Raw genomic sequence first — 20,746 nt, forward strand, 5'->3', positions numbered from 1 at the left:
ATGAGAAGTCTGTCCAGATTATCTTCAAAAACGAAGAGAAGGCTATTTAGTGCCTTATCTTTAATTACACTTTTATCATTCTTTGGTTCGCCGACTTTTGCTCAAAGTAAAGGGGCTGGGATAACGGGCCAAAGCACTTCGTTAAAAAATGCTTTAAATCAGCAATCCTCCACTGCTGGTGAGAGTCTTTCCTTTAAAGAGGCCGAAGCTGCTGTTTTAAAAGCTGCTCCGTTTCTTCAAGGGGATGAACATGCTTTAGAGCGACTAGAGAGGGTCGAGAGATACATGACTTCTGACTTTGTAAAAAATGATGAAGGGGTAGTCTCTAACAAAATGGTGTCAGCAAGAGTTGTTGCTTCTGGAGTTGATTCAGATTGGAACTATTCATGTGCAGATGGAAAGATTATGGATGTTTACGGTAGGGGTATCAAGGGACAGACAACCTCGACTATTAGTATTCCGAATGCGAGTAATGTAAGCCGTATTTATGCAGAAGTAATATATAAGGGTGGTAATCCGGGGTCTTCTATTACTATTCAAGGGCAGACAGCATCGAGAACTACTCCAGTAGGAGGTAGCTCTGACGTTTATGTTTATAGAGCTGAGCTTTCTGCAGCATCCTCTGTGACATATACAAATTCAAGTAGTACTTCAAATCTTCAGTCATTAGTATTATATGTAGAGAGAAGTGTTGTAGGCTTTCAAAGTTCAGGTGTGTTTGCTAAAAGGAGTGGTTATAATGATGTGCAAACCATCAATATGTCAATTCCAACATCATCTTCTTCGAGGAATTTGACTATTAATGTTCCTATTTCTGAAATGACGAACGATAACAGGTACCTTATGATTAAGGCGACTGCTGGTTCAAGTTCGACTTCGAAATTTATTTATAGTTCAGATAAGACTTTAGGAGACTGTTGTTTAAATATTGTAACGCTGGAACTTAATAATGTTCCTGCTAACGTAAACAGTATTGCTATTCAAGTAGACACAAGACATAATCAAAATGGTCAGTCTGGAGTAAATGGTCAGTCTTGGGTTTTAGGTAGTGCTATTGCTATTAATGGAGAGTGTAATCCAGCTCCACTATCATGTGCTTGTTTGTCTAACAATCTTGCATCAAATCCTAACTTTGATTCTAATGATAATAATTGGATAGCACCTCAGGGGCAATTTGGAAGATATACTGGTGGACCTTCTGCAGGATATGGTATTCTTAATAATAGCAATTACGATAATGACTATACAGTCTATCAAGATATTGCTTTAGGTGAAAATAAATATTACAAATTAACAGGTGATGCGGCAAAGCATGGTACAAGTAATAATGCATACTTGAGATTAGAGTTTTATCAAGGAAATACATTAATTAGTATGTCGCCTGATTTTAATATCACCAAGAACTATGATGGCACTTTACAAAGTATAACACCGATAGAAGGCTATACACCACCAGGAACTAATAAAGTTCGTATTTACGGTTATGCTAGAAAAACAGCTTTAAAGTTTGATAATATTGTTTTAAACACCTGCTACTCAGAGGTTGCTATAAATAATACAATAAAAGTGAAACCACAATGTGGTTCATCAGATGGTTCTATAGAGGTTCAAGCATCTGGAGGGAGTGGTGATTATCAGTATAGAATTAATAACGGTAGTTATCAGACATCTAATAAATTCACTGGCTTAGGTCAAGGTACTTACACAGTAGAGGTAAAAGATAAAAACAGTACATGTAAGAAAACTACTTCTGTAACTCTTGATTGTGAAGATTACTGCCCTTATTCCATAACAGAACCAGATCCTACCTCTGCAGAAGTTAACCCAAGTCAAGTATTTGACTTATCCGTTAAGTCCGACGCTCCAAGTTCGGTTTATATAGAATGGGTAAGGTCAACACAGAATGTTAATTCGTTAGATCAATTAACAACTAAAACAGTAGTTGGTGGTGGGTACGTTTCTAATGGTGGTGTTACAATTCAAACTACAGCTCCATCTTCTACAGGTACTTATTATTATTATGCTTGTTTTAAGCCATTGGACCCTTGTGGTACTTTTGCTAAACATATAATTACAGTTAAAAACATTGGGACCAATGACCCTGTTTGTTTGTCTGGGGCAAGAACTGTTACTGATAATCAATTAGAAGGAGCATGTAAGCCTTCTTCTAGTACTTATTATTCGGTGTGGTTAGATTTAAACTCTTCGAACGGAAAACCTAATTATCAACATTTTCAGACTTCTGATTTGAAGTTTGAAGAATATTGTAATGGCACTGCCAAAATTTGGGGTAAAGTTTGTGCAGCAGGTGGAGGAAGTAATGATTGTATAAATGTTGAATATTTCCTTTCAAATCGAACAGCAACTACTCCTTCAAATAGTCCTAAGCCAAACTCATGTACTACTTATGGAAATGATTTATACTATTATAAGGATGCGGTCGGAACTATAAAGGGTTCTTCAAGCGGGATTTATAATGGTCTTGAAATTAGCATTTCTGACAATCAAAGTAATTCAATGCCAGCTTTCCAATTAGGAACTGGAGGAAATGTAAATACCAATAATTTTGGAGCTAGTGGTTGGTTTGAAATGAATATCACAAATTCTGGAAGTAATGGATGGTCAAAAAGAACGTCTCACGGTGATTTCAACTTTAATCTAGGAAACATTGTTCCTTTTGAACTAGAGGCTTCGGCAAGTTCGCAATCAGTATGTCTAGAAGGTTCAGTTACTTTTAATGCTCAGTTTAAGGGAGAGGTTCCAGAAGATTGTAATCTTTCTTATTCTTGGAAATCACCTGATAATGTGTCGGTTAGTTCTACTCAGTCATTCTCTATTAGTAATGTTGACGAAAATGATGCTGGTGTTTACACAGTAACTGCTTCATTTATTTCTGGAGGGCAGGTTTGTAGTGCTACCGCTACGGTCAATATTATTGTAGATGACAATTGTGAAGGTACTCCCGTCTGTGTTCCAGATTGTACACCAGTTTCTTTAGTTTCTTGGGACTTAGATAATTGCAATACAGGTACTGGAGGTAACTGGTATGGTGAGTTTACACCGAGTATAAATTCTGGTGGCTGCGGCGAGGTAGAGGCAAGTACAATATATAGAGTAAACCCAGATGTGAACAAGCATTCGTGTGCTTCAGGAATTTCTGGTGACGCAATGTGTATTAATGGTATAAACTCTACATCGAAACCTAGTTCGGGAAATGATAGAGCTGTTCGTTTTGCAACCACAATTTCTCCTTCAAGTGGAAAGTCATATAAATTAAGTGATTTACAATTTAGTTATAAGAGGAGTGGCTATCAGTGTAATGATGGTGGTTCTCAGTCTCTTGTATTATATGTTTTCAAAAATGGAACTAAGGTCTATGAAGAAACGATAACCGGTTTAACTAAGTCTTGGAAAACGAAAACAGTAAGTTTCGCAGAAACGGAAGATTTTATTTCTGATGCAGCTACCACTTATGAATTTGAATTAATTGGATTTAATCCTACTGGTGGATGTACTGTTTGGGAAATAGACGAAGTTAAATTAAAAGGTTGCTGTGGAAATTCTGTAGCTAAGCCAATTATTAACGTAAGTAATGCAAATATTTGTAAAGGAGAGTCTGTAACGCTTACAGCCTCAAATTGTTCTGGCACTTTACAGTGGAGTACTGGAGCTACTACTGCTCAGATCATAGTAAGCCCTCAATCCACAACTAGTTATTTAGTTAGTTGTTCTTTGGGTTCTTGTAGTGCCCAACAATCTGTAGAAGTAACTGTAGATCCTAACTGTAATAATAACATTTGTTTGACATGTCAGCCAAAAACAGTTGTAAAATGGGATCTAGATCAGTGTTTAGCTTTGACCGAAGCCTATACTTATAGTGAGTTTTTACCTGACTATCCTAATTCAGGTAATTTTACATCAGTTTCTGCAACGAACGTTTATAGAAATAATCCAAATGAAAATTTCCATAGTTGTGTAGTTGGTTCTTCTGGAAATTCAGGTACTGACAGAGCAATGTGTATTTCTGCAAATAAACAATCTTCTGCAGATTGGGACAAAGCTGTCAGGTTTAAAGCTACTTTTAAACCATCTCAGTTAGGTGAAATAACTAAATTGAGATTTAAACAGAGGGCTACGGCAACGTTGAATTATGCTCCAGAACCGTCATCAAGTGGTGGCTCCGCAAATAATAATTACCCAACTAGGTACTCTCTGAGAATATATAAAGAAGGTGCTTTAGTTTATGAATCTTTGAATCGTTCAACTAATCCAACGAATTGGAGTACAGAGGAGTTCGATTTGAGTAATGACCCAGACTTTAAATTCAGTGATGAAACTGAGTTTGAATTTAGAATGACAGCTTTTTCTCCAGTTGGAAATGGAGCAAGTATTTCTGCTTGGGATTTAGACAACATTGAAATAATAGCTTGTAATAAATCAGATGCTATTACCGCCACGGCTTCAAATAATGGAAATATTTGTATTGGTGGTGATGTAACTTTATCTGTTAATTCAGGGGCATCAAATTTAACATATGACTGGACTGGACCAAACGGTTTTAGTGCTTCGGGTTCTACTGTAACTACTACAGAAGCTGGGGTTTATACAATAACAGTAACCTCAACAAATAGTTGTACTGCAACCGCTACCACACAGGTTGTTTTCAAAGATCAACCTACAATTACAGTAAGTAATACAACTACTTGTGCTGGTGTTTCTGCTAGTTTAACAGCATCTGGTTGTAATGGAAGTGTATCTTGGAATACGGGAGCTACGGGTAATACATTAACTATAAACAATCCTACGGTAACCACAGAATACACTGCAATGTGTACTGAAGATGGTTGTACAGGTTCTGCTTCGGGAATAATACTCGTTCAGAATTGTAACGAAGATTGCATCCCTCCAACGGATGATGATTTTGAAATTTGTGAAGACGAAGTTCTTACAGAAAATGTTGCAAGTAATGATCAATTACCAAGTGATGCTTTTGATATTACTTATAGCTTAAATTCAAATGTTTCTAATGGAACATTGAATTTATCTAATAATGGTGAATTCATTTATACTCCTACTCCTGGATTTTCAGGAGTGGATAATTTTATTTATAAGCAGGTTTATAAAATAAATGATTCTATTCAAGGATATTCTACTGATGATGCTGTTTTAAATGGCTGTGGTACTAATAAAATAATAGATACCTATGTAAAAGGCTTGGAAAACGGTGGGCAGTCTAACACTATAAATGTTCCTAATCCATCCAACCTTAACAAAGTAATTGTAGAGGTATGGGTAGAAAATGGTTCATGTTCAAATACTATGACTATTGAAGGTCAGGTAGTTACCGGTCAGTTTGTGGTTAGAACTAATGGTCAGCCGGATAGTGAAAAGATTTTTAGAACAACGCTTTCTAGTATTAGTGCTGACGGAGTAATAAATATTTCTGCTGGTAGTAGCTCATGTCAAATGAGTAGTGTTGCTGCATATGTAGAAAGAGATCAGATGGGTGGTGCATCATCATATTTGTCTAGCGATACTGACTTGTATCATGGATATGTTTCTGGAGGTGATGATTGTGTAACGGTTAATATTCCTATTGGTGGAAGTTCGTCAGCAAGGGATATAGATTTTAAAATTCCTTTGCATGAAGTTGACAATGTAAGACCAGTAACTGTAACTATCACAGCAGGAGGTGTAACTCAGAGTGTATCAAACCTCAATGGAACAAATGGAGCTGGCTTAGTCTCAATTACTTTAAGCAATGTGCCAGCAACAGCTGAAATAGCTGAAATAACAGTTTGTTCTCCAGATGGTAATGGTGATTCTTTTGGTATTGGTGCTGTTTCAGCAGCCGTGGAAAAGTGTACTCCTCCAAGTAAAATTTGTGAAGAGACGGCTAAAGTAGAAATTATTGTACATCCTAAACCTGTGGGTTCTATTCCGGCGGTTGCAGATGCTTGTGAAGGAGGTAATTTAACGATACAATCTGGAACTTGGACTAATGGAAATTCGTACTCATGGGCTGGTCCAAATTCCTATACTTCAAATCAGCAAAATCCAGTAATTAATAGTATTACGGAAAGTACTCAAGGTGTTTATACATTGACAGTTACATCGGCTGAAAATTGTACAGCTACAGCTACTGTTATGGTAAATGTTGTGCAGTGTGGAAGTATTGGTTCAACGGTTTGGATTGATAGTGATAATGATGGAATTATAGATGCTAACGAAGATGGAATATCTGGAGTTACGGTCTCTCTTTATGATGGTTTAAATAATTTCATTGAAAGTGTTCCAACTGATGCAGATGGTAATTACTTCTTCGATGAGCTAGCCCCAGGTCAATACGAGGTTAAAATCTTAGGAACGGACTTACCTACGCAATATCAATATGCTAGTGAAACTACGATTGATACAGAGGAAATTGATGGAAACAACAATGGGTCGCAGGTAGCAGGAGGTCAAGATATAAGTTCGCAAGTTGTAACATTGGAAGCAAACGGTGAACCAACGGGAAATGACGAATTACTAGGTAATTCTGACAACCAAACTGGTGGTGCACAAGATGATTCAAGGGATTCCTATGGTGATATGACAGTTGATTTCGGATTGATTTTGAATCCGAAATTGAATATTAACAAAACATTTGTTTCAGCCACCGACCTAGGTAATAATCAATTTGAGCTTCTTTATAATATTGTAGTTGATAACTCAGGTAGTGCTAAGACTATTTATGGTTTATCTGACCTACCATCATTCGATAACGATGTGAATATTTTAGAAGCCTCTTATACTTCAGATGCTCCTGGTTTTTCTGGGGCTAATTTAACAGGAAATGGACCTTGGTCACTTTCTACGGATGTAACGTTAGGAGGAGGCTTAGAGCATACTTACACATTGAAAGTTAAGGTTGCAATCGATTTGACTGATGGGGTTTCTGGTGATGATACTTATAAAAAATGTGGCTCGGGAGGTTCTTCAACAATTAGTGCTGGGGAGGGCTTGTTTAATGTAGCTTCACTTTTGGATGGAAATGAATTAGTAATAGATAAAGATTCAGCATGTGGCGACTTACCTTTCATAACACATTCGAAAACACTTTCGTCTACGACAGCTTTAGGCGATAATAAGTATGACGTTGTTTATGACATTGTTGTAAATAATGAAGGAGGAGCTTCAGGAGTATATGGCTTAAAAGATGATGCCTCTTTTGAAGATGACATCAGTATATTAGATGTAAGTTATACGACTACATCTGGCGTGCCGACTGTGGCCCTCAATCCAACCGATAATGTTTGGAACTTAGCTAGCGGGGTTTCTCTAGCAGCAGGCGGCAGTCACACTTATTCCGTAAAAGTTACTACAGAGATAGACTTGTCATCAAGTTCAGATGGTGATAACGTTTATGAAGCATGTGGTTCAAAAGCAGGCGGAACAGAGTTTGAAGCAGGTGAAGGATTATTCAATGAGTCCTTATTGACCGACTTTGAAGGAACGGTTATCGAAAAAGATACAGCTTGTGGAGATTTACCATATTTAGTACAAGAGAAAACATTAGCAAGTATTACTGATTTAGGTAATAACGAGTTTAATGTAGTCTATGAAATCAAAGTTGAAAACAAGGGAGGCTTAAGCACGACTTACAGCCTTGAAGATAATGCAAACTTTGAGGATGATATTGAGATAATAGATGGAAGTTTCAGTTCACCGGAAACTGGAGCGGCAGCCTTTACAGGTGATGCATTCCCATTAACATTAACTACGAACAATACTCTTCTTGCTGGAGCAACAGAAACCTATCAGGTAGTTGTAAAAGTGAAGATAGACCTTAGTGAAGGTTCGGGTGGCGACAATGTTTATACAGCGTGTGGTTCTAAAAGCACAACGACAGAGTATACAGCAGGCGAAGGCTTATTCAATGAGTCTATTCTTAAGGATAGCGAAGGAATGGTCATTGCAAAAGACACCGCATGTGGCGACTTACCTTTCATAACACATTCGAAAACACTTTCGTCTACGACAGCCTTAGGCGATAATAAGTATGACGTTGTTTATGACATTGTTGTAAATAATGAAGGAGGGGCTTCAGGAGTATATGGCTTAAAAGATGATGCCTCTTTTGAAGATGACATCAATATATTAGATGTAAGCTATACGACTACATCTGGGGTGCCGACTGTGGCCCTTAATCCAACCGATAATGTTTGGAACTTAGCTAGCGGCGTTTCTCTCGCAGCAGGCGGCAGTCACACTTATTCCGTAAAAGTTACTACACAGATAGACTTGTCATCAAGTTCAGATGGTGACAACGTTTATGAAGCATGTGGTTCAAAAGCAGGCGGAACAGAGTTTGAAGCAGGTGAAGGATTATTCAATGAGTCCTTATTAACCGACTTTGAAGGAACGGTTATCGAAAAAGATACAGCTTGTGGAGATTTACCATATTTAGTACAAGAGAAAACATTAGCAAGTATTACTGATTTAGGTAATAACGAGTTTAATGTAGTCTATGAAATCAAAATAGAAAACAAGGGAGGCTTAAGCACGACTTATAGCCTTGAAGATGATGCAAACTTTGAGGATGATATTCAGATAATAGATGGAAGTTTCAGTTCACCGGAGACTGGAGCGGCAGCCTTTACAGGAGATGCATTCCCATTAACATTAACTACGAACAATACTCTTCTTGCTGGAGCAACAGAAACCTATCAGGTAGTTGTAAAAGTGAAGATAGACCTTAGTGAAGGTTCGGGTGGCGACAATGTTTATACAGCGTGTGGTTCTAAAAGCACAACGACAGAGTATACAGCAGGCGAAGGCTTATTCAATGAGTCTATACTTAAGGATAGCGAAGGAATGGTCATTGCAAAAGACACCGCATGTGGCGACTTACCTTTCATAACACATTTGAAAACACTTTCATCTACGACAGCCTTAGGCGATAATAAGTATGACGTTGTTTATGACATTGTTGTAAATAATGAAGGAGGTGCTTCAGGAGTATATGGCTTAAAAGATGATACCTCTTTTGAAGATGACATCAATATATTAGATGTAAGCTATACGACTACATCTGGCGTGCCGACTGCGGCCCTTAATCCAACCGATAATGTTTGGAACTTAGCTAGCGGCGTTTCTCTAGCAGCAGGCGGCAGTCACACTTATGCTGTAAAAGTTACTACGGAGATAGACTTGTCATCAAGTTCAGACGGTGATAACGTTTATGAAGCATGTGGTTCAAAAGCAGGCGGAACGGAGTTTGAAGCAGGTGAAGGATTATTCAATGAGTCCTTGTTGACCGACTTTGAAGGAACGGTTATCGAAAAAGATACGGCTTGTGGAGATTTACCATATATTGTTCACACTAAAATTGCTTCAAATAGAACTCAAATAGACCGTGATGATTATACCATAGAGTATACGATTGAGGTTGAGAACAAAGGAGGTAAAGAGGGTGTTTACGGTCTTCAAGATGCTCCTGGTTTTGACTCGGATGTTGAGATTCAGTCAGTGAGTTACACGAACAATGCTGGCGTCGCTCTTAATACTTTAAATGTAGGGGACGCTGTTTGGACACTTTCTGAAGATGTTAATTTGGCTGTGGGTCAAAAACATACATATATAGTAGCAGTAGATGTTAAACTAAATCTAGAAGAGGGTTCTTCGGGCGATAATGTTTACAACGAATGTTCTAATTCTAATACTGGGGATTCTTTCACAAAAGGACATGGTCTTTTCAATGAGTCAATCTTATTAGATTTAAATGAACTAGAAATAGCTAGAGATACAGCTTGCATTGACTTGTTAGCTGCTCTAGGTGATACTGTTTTTGTAGATATTAACGGTAATGGTTTACAAGATGTAGGAGAAGAAGGTATTCCTAACGTAACTGTTACCTTAAATGGAACAGTTGATGGAGTTACAATTACTCCTCAAACGGCTACTACAGATGCTAATGGTTTCTATGAGTTTATAGGATTAGAGCCAGGTGACTATACAGTGACTTTCCCAACTACGGCTACGATTGGAGGTAATGCTGGTGGTAAATTGACTACGGCAGATGTTACAGGAGGAAATACAGACGGGAATGATACAAATAAAGATTCTGATGCTGACAGAGGCACAGGCTTAACAGGAACATATACGCTATCTTACGGTGAATTTGAGCCAAGGGTAGATGCAGGATATTACTTACCAGCAAGCTTAGGAGATACGGTATTTGTTGACACCAACGGAAACGGAATCCAAGATGCAGGTGAGCCAGGTATCGAAGGGGTTACTGTTATTTTAACAGGAACAACCGGCGACGGTGACCCAGTAAATGAAACAACGAGCACAAATGGTGATGGTTATTATGAGTTCACGGGTCTAGTACCAGGGGACTATGTAGTAACATTCCCAACGACAGCCGATGTAGACGGCCTAACAGGTCAATTAACAGATGAGAATGCCAATGGCGAAGCGGATGACGAAGGAGCAGACGATAGTGATGCGAATGAGACAGACGGAACGACAGATACGATTACGTTAACAAGTGGCGAAGACGAGAAAGATATCGATGCAGGTTACTATGTACCAGCGAGCTTAGGAGATACAGTCTTTGTTGACACCAACGGAAACGGACTTCAAGATGCAGGTGAGCCAGGTATCGAAGGGGTTATTGTTATTTTAACAGGAACAACCGGCGACGGCGAGCCAGTGAATGAAACAACGAGCACAAATGGTGATGGTTATTATGAGTTCACGGGTCTAGTACCAGGGGACTATGTAGTAACATTCCCAACGACAGCCGATGTAGACGGCCTAACAGGTCAATTAACAGATGAGAATGCCAATGGCGAAGCGGATGACGAAGGAGCAGACGATAGTGATGCGAATGAGACAGACGGAACGACAGATACGATTACGTTAACAAGTGGCGAAGACGAGAAAGATATCGATGCAGGTTACTATGTACCAGCGAGCTTAGGAGATACAGTCTTTGTTGACACCAACGGAAACGGACTTCAAGATGCAGGTGAGCCAGGTATCGAAGGGGTTATTGTTATTTTAACAGGAACAACCGGCGACGGCGAGCCAGTGAATGAAACAACGACTACGGATGATAATGGTTATTATGAGTTCACGGGTCTAGTACCAGGGGACTATGTAGTAACATTCCCAACGACAGCCGATGTAGACGGCCTAACAGGTCAATTAACAGATGAGAATGCCAATGGCGAAGCGGATGACGAAGGAGCAGACGATAGTGATGCGAATGAGACAGACGGAACGACAGATACGATTACGTTAACAAGTGGCGAAGAAGAAAATGATATCGATGCAGGTTATTATGTACCAGCGAGCTTAGGAGATACAGTTTTTGTTGACACCAACGGAAACGGAATCCAAGATGCAGGTGAGCCAGGTATCGAAGGGGTTACTGTTATTTTAACAGGAACAACCGGCGACGGCGAGCCAGTGAATGAAACAACGAGCACAAATGGTGATGGTTATTATGAGTTCACGGGTCTAGTACCAGGGGACTATGTAGTAACATTCCCAACGACAGCCGATGTAGACGGCCTAACAGGTCAATTAACAGATGAGAATGCCAATGGCGAAGCGGATGACGAAGGAGCAGACGATAGTGATGCGAATGAGACAGACGGAACGACAGATACGATTACGTTAACAAGTGGCGAAGACGAGAAAGATATCGATGCAGGTTACTATGTACCAGCGAGCTTAGGAGATACAGTCTTTGTTGACACCAACGGAAACGGACTTCAAGATGCAGGTGAGCCAGGTATCGAAGGGGTTATTGTTATTTTAACAGGAACAACCGGCGACGGCGAGCCAGTGAATGAAACAACGAGCACAAATGGTGATGGTTATTATGAGTTCACGGGTCTAGTACCAGGGGACTATGTAGTAACATTCCCAACGACAGCCGATGTAGACGGCCTAACAGGTCAATTAACAGATGAGAATGCCAATGGCGAAGCGGATGACGAAGGAGCAGACGATAGTGATGCGAATGAGACAGACGGAACGACAGATACGATTACGTTAACAAGTGGCGAAGACGAGAAAGATATCGATGCAGGTTACTATGTACCAGCGAGCTTAGGAGATACAGTCTTTGTTGACACCAACGGAAACGGACTTCAAGATGCAGGTGAGCCAGGTATCGAAGGGGTTATTGTTATTTTAACAGGAACAACCGGCGACGGCGAGCCAGTGAATGAAACAACGAGCACAAATGGTGATGGTTATTATGAGTTCACGGGTCTAGTACCAGGGGACTATGTAGTAACATTCCCAACGACAGCCGATGTAGACGGCCTAACAGGTCAATTAACAGATGAGAATGCCAATGGCGAAGCGGATGACGAAGGAGCAGACGATAGTGATGCGAATGAGACAGACGGAACGACAGATACGATTACGTTAACAAGTGGCGAAGAAGAAAATGATATCGATGCAGGTTATTATGTACCAGCGAGCTTAGGAGATACAGTTTTTGTTGACACCAACGGAAACGGAATCCAAGATGCAGGTGAGCCAGGTATCGAAGGGGTTACTGTTATTTTAACAGGAACAACCGGCGACGGCGAGCCAGTGAATGAAACAACGAGCACAAATGGTGATGGTTATTATGAGTTCACGGGTCTAGTACCAGGGGACTATGTAGTAACATTCCCAACGACAGCCGATGTAGACGGCCTAACAGGTCAATTAACAGATGAGAATGCCAATGGCGAAGCGGATGACGAAGGAGCAGACGATAGTGATGCGAATGAGACAGACGGAACGACAGATACGATTACGTTAACAAGTGGCGAAGACGAGAAAGATATCGATGCAGGTTACTATGTACCAGCGAGCTTAGGAGATACAGTCTTTGTTGACACCAACGGAAACGGACTTCAAGATGCAGGTGAGCCAGGTATCGAAGGGGTTATTGTTATTTTAACAGGAACAACCGGCGACGGCGAGCCAGTGAATGAAACAACGAGCACAAATGGTGATGGTTATTATGAGTTCACGGGTCTAGTACCAGGGGACTATGTAGTAACATTCCCAACGACAGCCGATGTAGACGGCCTAACAGGTCAATTAACAGATGAGAATGCCAATGGCGAAGCGGATGACGAAGGAGCAGACGATAGTGATGCGAATGAGACAGACGGAACGACAGATACGATTACGTTAACAAGTGGCGAAGACGAGAAAGATATCGATGCAGGTTACTATGTACCAGCGAGCTTAGGAGATACAGTCTTTGTTGACACCAACGGAAACGGACTTCAAGATGCAGGTGAGCCAGGTATCGAAGGGGTTATTGTTATTTTAACAGGAACAACCGGCGACGGCGAGCCAGTGAATGAAACAACGAGCACAAATGGTGATGGTTATTATGAGTTCACGGGTCTAGTACCAGGGGACTATGTAGTAACATTCCCAACGACAGCCGATGTAGACGGCCTAACAGGTCAATTAACAGATGAGAATGCCAATGGCGAAGCGGATGACGAAGGAGCAGACGATAGTGATGCGAATGAGACAGACGGAACGACAGATACGATTACGTTAACAAGTGGCGAAGACGAGAAAGATATCGATGCAGGTTACTATGTACCAGCGAGCTTAGGAGATACAGTCTTTGTTGACACCAACGGAAACGGACTTCAAGATGCAGGTGAGCCAGGTATCGAAGGGGTTATTGTTATTTTAACAGGAACAACCGGCGACGGCGAGCCAGTGAATGAAACAACGACTACGGATGATAATGGTTATTATGAGTTCACGGGTCTAGTACCAGGGGACTATGTAGTAACATTCCCAACGACAGCCGATGTAGACGGCCTAACAGGTCAATTAACAGATGAGAATGCCAATGGCGAAGCGGATGACGAAGGAGCAGACGATAGTGATGCGAATGAGACAGACGGAACGACAGATACGATTACGTTAACAAGTGGCGAAGACGAGAAAGATATCGATGCAGGTTACTATGTACCAGCGAGCTTAGGAGATACAGTCTTTGTTGACACCAACGGAAACGGACTTCAAGATGCAGGTGAGCCAGGTATCGAAGGGGTTATTGTTATTTTAACAGGAACAACCGGCGACGGCGAGCCAGTGAATGAAACAACGACTACGGATGATAATGGTTATTATGAGTTCACGGGTCTAGTACCAGGGGACTATGTAGTAACATTCCCAACGACAGCCGATGTAGACGGCCTAACAGGTCAATTAACAGATGAGAATGCCAATGGCGAAGCGGATGACGAAGGAGCAGACGATAGTGATGCGAATGAGACAGACGGAACGACAGATACGATTACGTTAACAAGTGGCGAAGACGAGAAAGATATCGATGCAGGTTACTATGTACCAGCGAGCTTAGGAGATACAGTCTTTGTTGACACCAACGGAAACGGAATCCAAGATGCAGGTGAGCCAGGTATCGAAGGGGTTACTGTTATTTTAACAGGAACAACCGGCGACGGTGACCCAGTAAATGAAACAACGAGCACAAATGGTGATGGTTATTATGAGTTCACGGGTCTAGTACCAGGGGACTATGTAGTAACATTCCCAACGACAGCCGATGTAGACGGCCTAACAGGTCAATTAACAGATGAGAATGCCAATGGCGAAGCGGATGACGAAGGAGCAGACGATAGTGATGCGAATGAGACAGACGGAACGACAGATACGATTACGTTAACAAGTGGCGAAGACGAGAAAGATATCGATGCAGGTTACTATGTACCAGCGAGCTTAGGAGATACAGTCTTTGTTGACACCAACGGAAACGGACTTCAAGATGCAGGTGAGCCAGGTATCGAAGGGGTTATTGTTATTTTAACAGGAACAACCGGCGACGGCGAGCCAGTGAATGAAACAACGAGCACAAATGGTGATGGTTATTATGAGTTCACGGGTCTAGTACCAGGGGACTATGTAGTAACATTCCCAACGACAGCCGATGTAGACGGCCTAACAGGTCAATTAACAGATGAGAATGCCAATGGCGAAGCGGATGACGAAGGAGCAGACGATAGTGATGCGAATGTTGGAACAGGTTTAACTGATACTATTACTTTAACAAGTGGAGAGAATGAGCCAGACATTGACGCTGGATATTTCGTGCCAGCTAGCTTAGGGAATTATGTATGGTATGATTACAATAATGACGGTATTCAGGATGATGATGAAAGTGGTATTCCTGACTTAACAGTTAAGTTGGAAGGTGCTTCAGGAAATCCAGCTCTTGATGCTGATGGAAATGTGGTTGCAAATGTAATTACGGGTCCAAACGGTGAATATAGCTTCACTAACCTTAAACCAGGGTTAGAATATGTAGTTGTATTTACGGGTCCAACGGACTATATGGCATCTCCACAAAATCAAGGTGGTGATGACACTAAGGATAGTGATGCTAACACTACAAATGGTAAATCTCAAATTATCGTTTTGGTATCTGCTGAAAATGATACAACAATTGATGCAGGATTTACACAGGTAGCTGACCTAGAGTTAGTGAAATTGGTAAATGATGGTACACCGAACGTAGGAGACGTAGTAACGTTTACCATCAAGGTGACCAACAAAGGCCCTCAAGCAGCAACAAATGTTAAAGTAGAAGATGTAGTACCGAATGGTTACGAAGCAATTACTAATATTAGTGATGCAGGTGTAGCAACAGGAAGTACTATCAACTGGAGTATAGCAAGCATACCAAACGGCGTAACAGAAGAGTTAACGTTTGATGCGAAAGTGAAAGCACCATTAGCAGGTATTGTTTATAACAACATCGCTAAGATTACAGACGTAGACCAGTATGATTCAGATTCAGACCCAACGAATGATGCAGATACAGACGGTGACGGTCTAATCGGTTCAGTAGATAATAATCCAAACGATACTGGTATTGACCCAGACGATGAGGATGATGCGGACGATGAGCCAGTAACACCACAAGTAGCCGACCTAGAGTTAGTGAAATTGGTAAATGATGGGACACCAAACGTAGGAGACGTAGTAACGTTTACTATCCAGGTGACCAACAAAGGGCCACAAGAAGCAACGAATGTAAAAGTTGAAGATGTAGTACCAAACGGATACGAGGCAATCGCTAACATTAGTGATGCAGGTGTAGCAACAGGAAGTACTATCAACTGGAGTATAGCAAGCATACCAAACGGCGTAACAGAAGAGTTAACGTTTGATGCGAAAGTGAAAGCACCATTAGCAGGTATTGTTTATAACAACATCGCTAAGATTACAGACGTAGACCAGTATGATTCAGATTCAGACCCAACGAATGATGCAGATACAGACGGTGACGGTCTAATCGGTTCAGTAGATAATAATCCAAACGATACTGGTATTGACCCAGACGATGAGGATGATGCAGATGATGAGCCAGTAGCACCACAAGTAGCTGACCTAGAGTTAGTGAAGTTGGTAAATGATGGTACACCAAACGTAGGAGATGTAGTAACGTTTACTATCAAGGTGACCAACAAAGGCCCTCAAACAGCAACGAATGTTAAAGTAGAAGATGTAGTACCGAATGGCTACGAAGCAATTACTAATATTAGTGATTTAGGCGTAGCGACAGGAAGTATCATCAATTGGAGTATAGCAAGCATAGCAAATGGCGATACGAAAGATTTAACGTTTGATGTAAAAGTAAAAGCTCCACTTCCAGGAGTTGTTTATAACAACATAGCTAAGATTACTGCTGTAGACCAATTCGATTCAGATTCGGATCCAACAAACGATGTGGATATTGACGCTGATGGTCTAATTGGTTCTGTAGATGATAATCCAAACGATACTGGTATTGACCCAGACGATGAGGATGATGCAGATGATGAGCCAGTAACCCCACAAGTAGCTGATTTAAGCATTGTGAAAGTTGTGAGTGATGCTACTCCAAATGTAGGAGACACCGTAACGTTTACAATAGAACTTCGTAATGCTGGGCCACAGGATGGTACAAACGTAGAGGTAACTGATTATGTACCTAATGGATTTACTAATATTCAAAATATTAGTAATGGAGGATTAGCTGTTGGTAATGTAATTACTTGGACAGGTTTAAGTGCACCAAATGATGCAATACCATTACTAACCTTTGATGTGGAAGTACTTGCACCAACAGCAGGCTCTGATTACGATAACATTGCAGAGATTACAAAATCTGACCAATTTGACCCTGATTCAAATCCAAACTCAGGTATTGACCCTGACGGAGATGGTTTGATTGGTACAGAAGATACTAATCTAAACGATGGAAGTGTTGATACGGACGGTGAAGATGACGAGGATAATGAACCAGTAGTACCATGTACTACTACGGTATCAACAGTTGTTACTAATGTTTCTTGTTTCGAAGGGAATGATGGTAAAGTTGATTTAACAGTATCCAATGCCACAGATCCAATAGCTTACAGTTGGAGCAATGGAGCAACAACAGAAGACATTACAGGTCTTACGGTCGGTACTTATTCTGTAACGGTGAAAGATGTTAATGGCTGTACAGCAACAGCGACAGTAGAAGTAACGCAACCACCATTATTGAAAGTAACAACAGAAGGCAGTGCCTTGAATTGTTATGGAGATATGACAGGAACAGCGAAAGCTAATCCAACGGGCGGTACTTCACCATATACTTACTCCTGGAGCAATGGTCAAATAACGCAAACTGCGACCGGACTGATAGCAGGAACTTATACAGTGACTGTAACAGACTATAAGCATTGTACAGCAACGGCGACAGTAGAAGTAACGCAACCACCAATATTGAAAGTAACAACAGAAGGCAGTGCCTTGAATTGTTATGGAGATATGACAGGAACAGCGAAAGCTAATCCAACGGGCGGTACTTCACCATATACTTACTCCTGGAGCAATGGTCAAATAACGCAAACTGCGACCGGACTGATAGCAGGAACTTACACAGTGACTGTAACAGACTATAAGCATTGTACAGCAACAGCGACAGTAGAAGTAACGCAACCACCATTATTGAAATTAACGACAGAAGGCAGTGCCTTGAATTGTTATGGAGATATGACAGGAACAGCGAAAGCTAATCCAACGGGCGGTACTTCACCATATACTTACTCCTGGAGCAATGGTCAAATAACGCAAACTGCGACCGGACTGATAGCAGGAACTTATACAGTGACTGTAACAGACTATAAGCATTGTACAGCAACGGCGACAGTAGAAGTAACGCAACCACCAATATTGAAAGTAACAACAGAAGGCAGTGCATTGAATTGTTATGGAGATATGACAGGAACAGCGAAAGCTAATCCAACGGGCGGTACTTCACCATATACTTACTCCTGGAGCAATGGTCAAATAACGCAAACTGCGACCGGACTGATAGCAGGAACTTACACAGTGACTGTAACAGACTATAAGCATTGTACAGCAACAGCGACAGTAGAAGTAACGCAACCACCATTATTGAAATTAACGACAGAAGGCAGTGCCTTGAATTGTTATGGAGATATGACAGGAACAGCGAAAGCTAATCCAACGGGCGGTACTTCACCATATACTTACTCCTGGAGCAATGGTCAAATAACGCAAACTGCGACCGGGCTGATAGCAGGAACTTATACAGTGACTGTAACAGACTATAAGCATTGTACAGCAACAGCGACAGTAGAAGTAACGCAACCACCATTATTGAAATTAACGACAGAAGGCAGTGCCTTGAATTGTTATGGAGATATGACAGGAACAGCGAAAGCTAATCCAACGGGCGGTACTTCACCATATACTTACTCCTGGAGCAATGGTCAAATAACGCAAACCGCGACCGGACTGATAGCAGGAACTTACACAGTGACTGTAACAGACTATAAGCATTGTACAGCAACAGCGACAGTAGAAGTAACGCAACCACCATTATTGAAATTAACGACAGAAGGCAGTGCCTTAAATTGTTATGGAGATATGACAGGAACAGCGAAAGCTAATCCAACGGGCGGTACTTCACCATATACTTACTCCTGGAGCAATGGTCAAATAACGCAAACTGCGACCGGACTGATAGCAGGAACTTACACAGTGACTGTAACAGACTATAAGCATTGTACAGCAACGGCGACAGTAGAAGTAACGCAACCACCATTATTGAAATTAACGACAGAAGGCAGTGCCTTGAATTGTTATGGAGATATGACAGGAACAGCGAAAGCTAATCCAACGGGCGGTACTTCACCATATACTTACTCCTGGAGCAATGGTCAAATAACGCAAACTGCGACCGGGCTGATAGCAGGAACTTACACAGTGACTGTAACAGACTATAAGCATTGTACAGCAACAGCGACAGTAGAAGTAACGCAACCACCATTATTGGTAGCCGAGACTACAGGTGTAGATGCTAAGTGTTTTGGTTCAGCGGATGGAACAGCGACCGCTGTAGGAATAGACGGAACACCAGGCTATACCTATAGCTGGAGCAATGGTCAAGAAACAGCGAAAGCAACAGGCCTAGCGGCAGGAACTTATACGGTAACAGTAACGGATGCGAACTTATGTACCGCAACAGCAACAGTAGCTATCGGTCAACCAACCTTATTGGTAGCCGAGACTACAGGTGTAGATGCTAAGTGTTATGGTTCAGCGGATGGAACAGCGACCGCTGTAGGAATAGACGGAACACCAGGCTATACTTATAGCTGGAGCAATGGTCAAGAAACAGCGAAAGCAACAGGCCTATCGGCAGGAACTTATACGGTAACAGTAACCGATGCAAACTTATGTACCGCCACAGCAACAGTAGCTATCGGTCAACCAACCTTATTGGTGGCAGAAACTGTAGGTGTAGATGCTAAATGTTATGGTTCAGCGGATGGAACAGCGACCGCTGTAGGAATAGACGGAACACCAGGCTATACTTATAGCTGGAGTAATGGTCAAGAAACAGCGAAAGCAACAGGCCTATCGGCAGGAACTTATACGGTAACAGTAACCGATGCGAACTTATGTACCGCAACAGCAACAGTAGCTATCGGTCAACCAACCTTATTGGTAGCCGAGACTACAGGTGTAGATGCTAAGTGTTATGGTTCAGCGGATGGAACAGCGACCGCTGTAGGAATAGACGGAACACCAGGCTATACTTATAGCTGGAGCAATGGTCAAGAAACAGCGAAAGCAACAGGCCTATCGGCAGGAACTTATACGGTAACAGTAACCGATGCGAACTTATGTACCGCCACAGCGACAGTAGCTATCGGTCAACCAACTTTATTGGTAGCCGAGACTACAGGTGTAGATGCTAAGTGTTATGGTTCAGCAGACGGAACAGCAACGGCAGTCGGCAAAGACGGAACGCCAGGCTATACTTATAGCTGGAGTAATGGTCAAAAAACTGCTAACGCAACTGGCCTATCGGCAGGAACTTACACAGTAACAGTAACCGATGCGAACTTATGTACAGCCACAGCGACAGTAGCTATCGGTCAACCAACAGTTCTAGGAGCAAATCCTTCAACGGTTGATGTAACATGTTACAATGGTGTTGATGGTACCGCCAAGGTTACACCTTTCGGTGGAACAGCTCCTTATAAATACAAATGGAACACTGGTGCAACCAGTCAAGAGATTACTAATCTGTCTGCAGGTATTTATTCTGTTGTAGTGACTGATGCACAAGGATGTATTAAAGAGGTGACCGGAATTGTAGTAGGCGAGCCCGCTCAATTAGTTGGTA

1 protein-coding gene (running past one end of the window) is annotated in these 20,746 nt (G+C 41.5%); it reads left to right on the forward strand.

Annotated features, from left to right (window positions below; genetic code table 11):
- Positions 1-20,746, forward strand: partial view of an SdrD B-like domain-containing protein gene (locus tag AC0L6O_RS04065; RefSeq protein ID WP_473306522.1) — the 5' portion only. Its footprint extends 12,227 nt past the window's final position; only the first 20,746 of its 32,973 coding nucleotides appear in the window; it begins with the start codon at positions 1-3; the stop codon falls past the right edge of the window.

This window comes from Arcticibacterium sp. GJ41-1 (assembly GCF_055808875.1).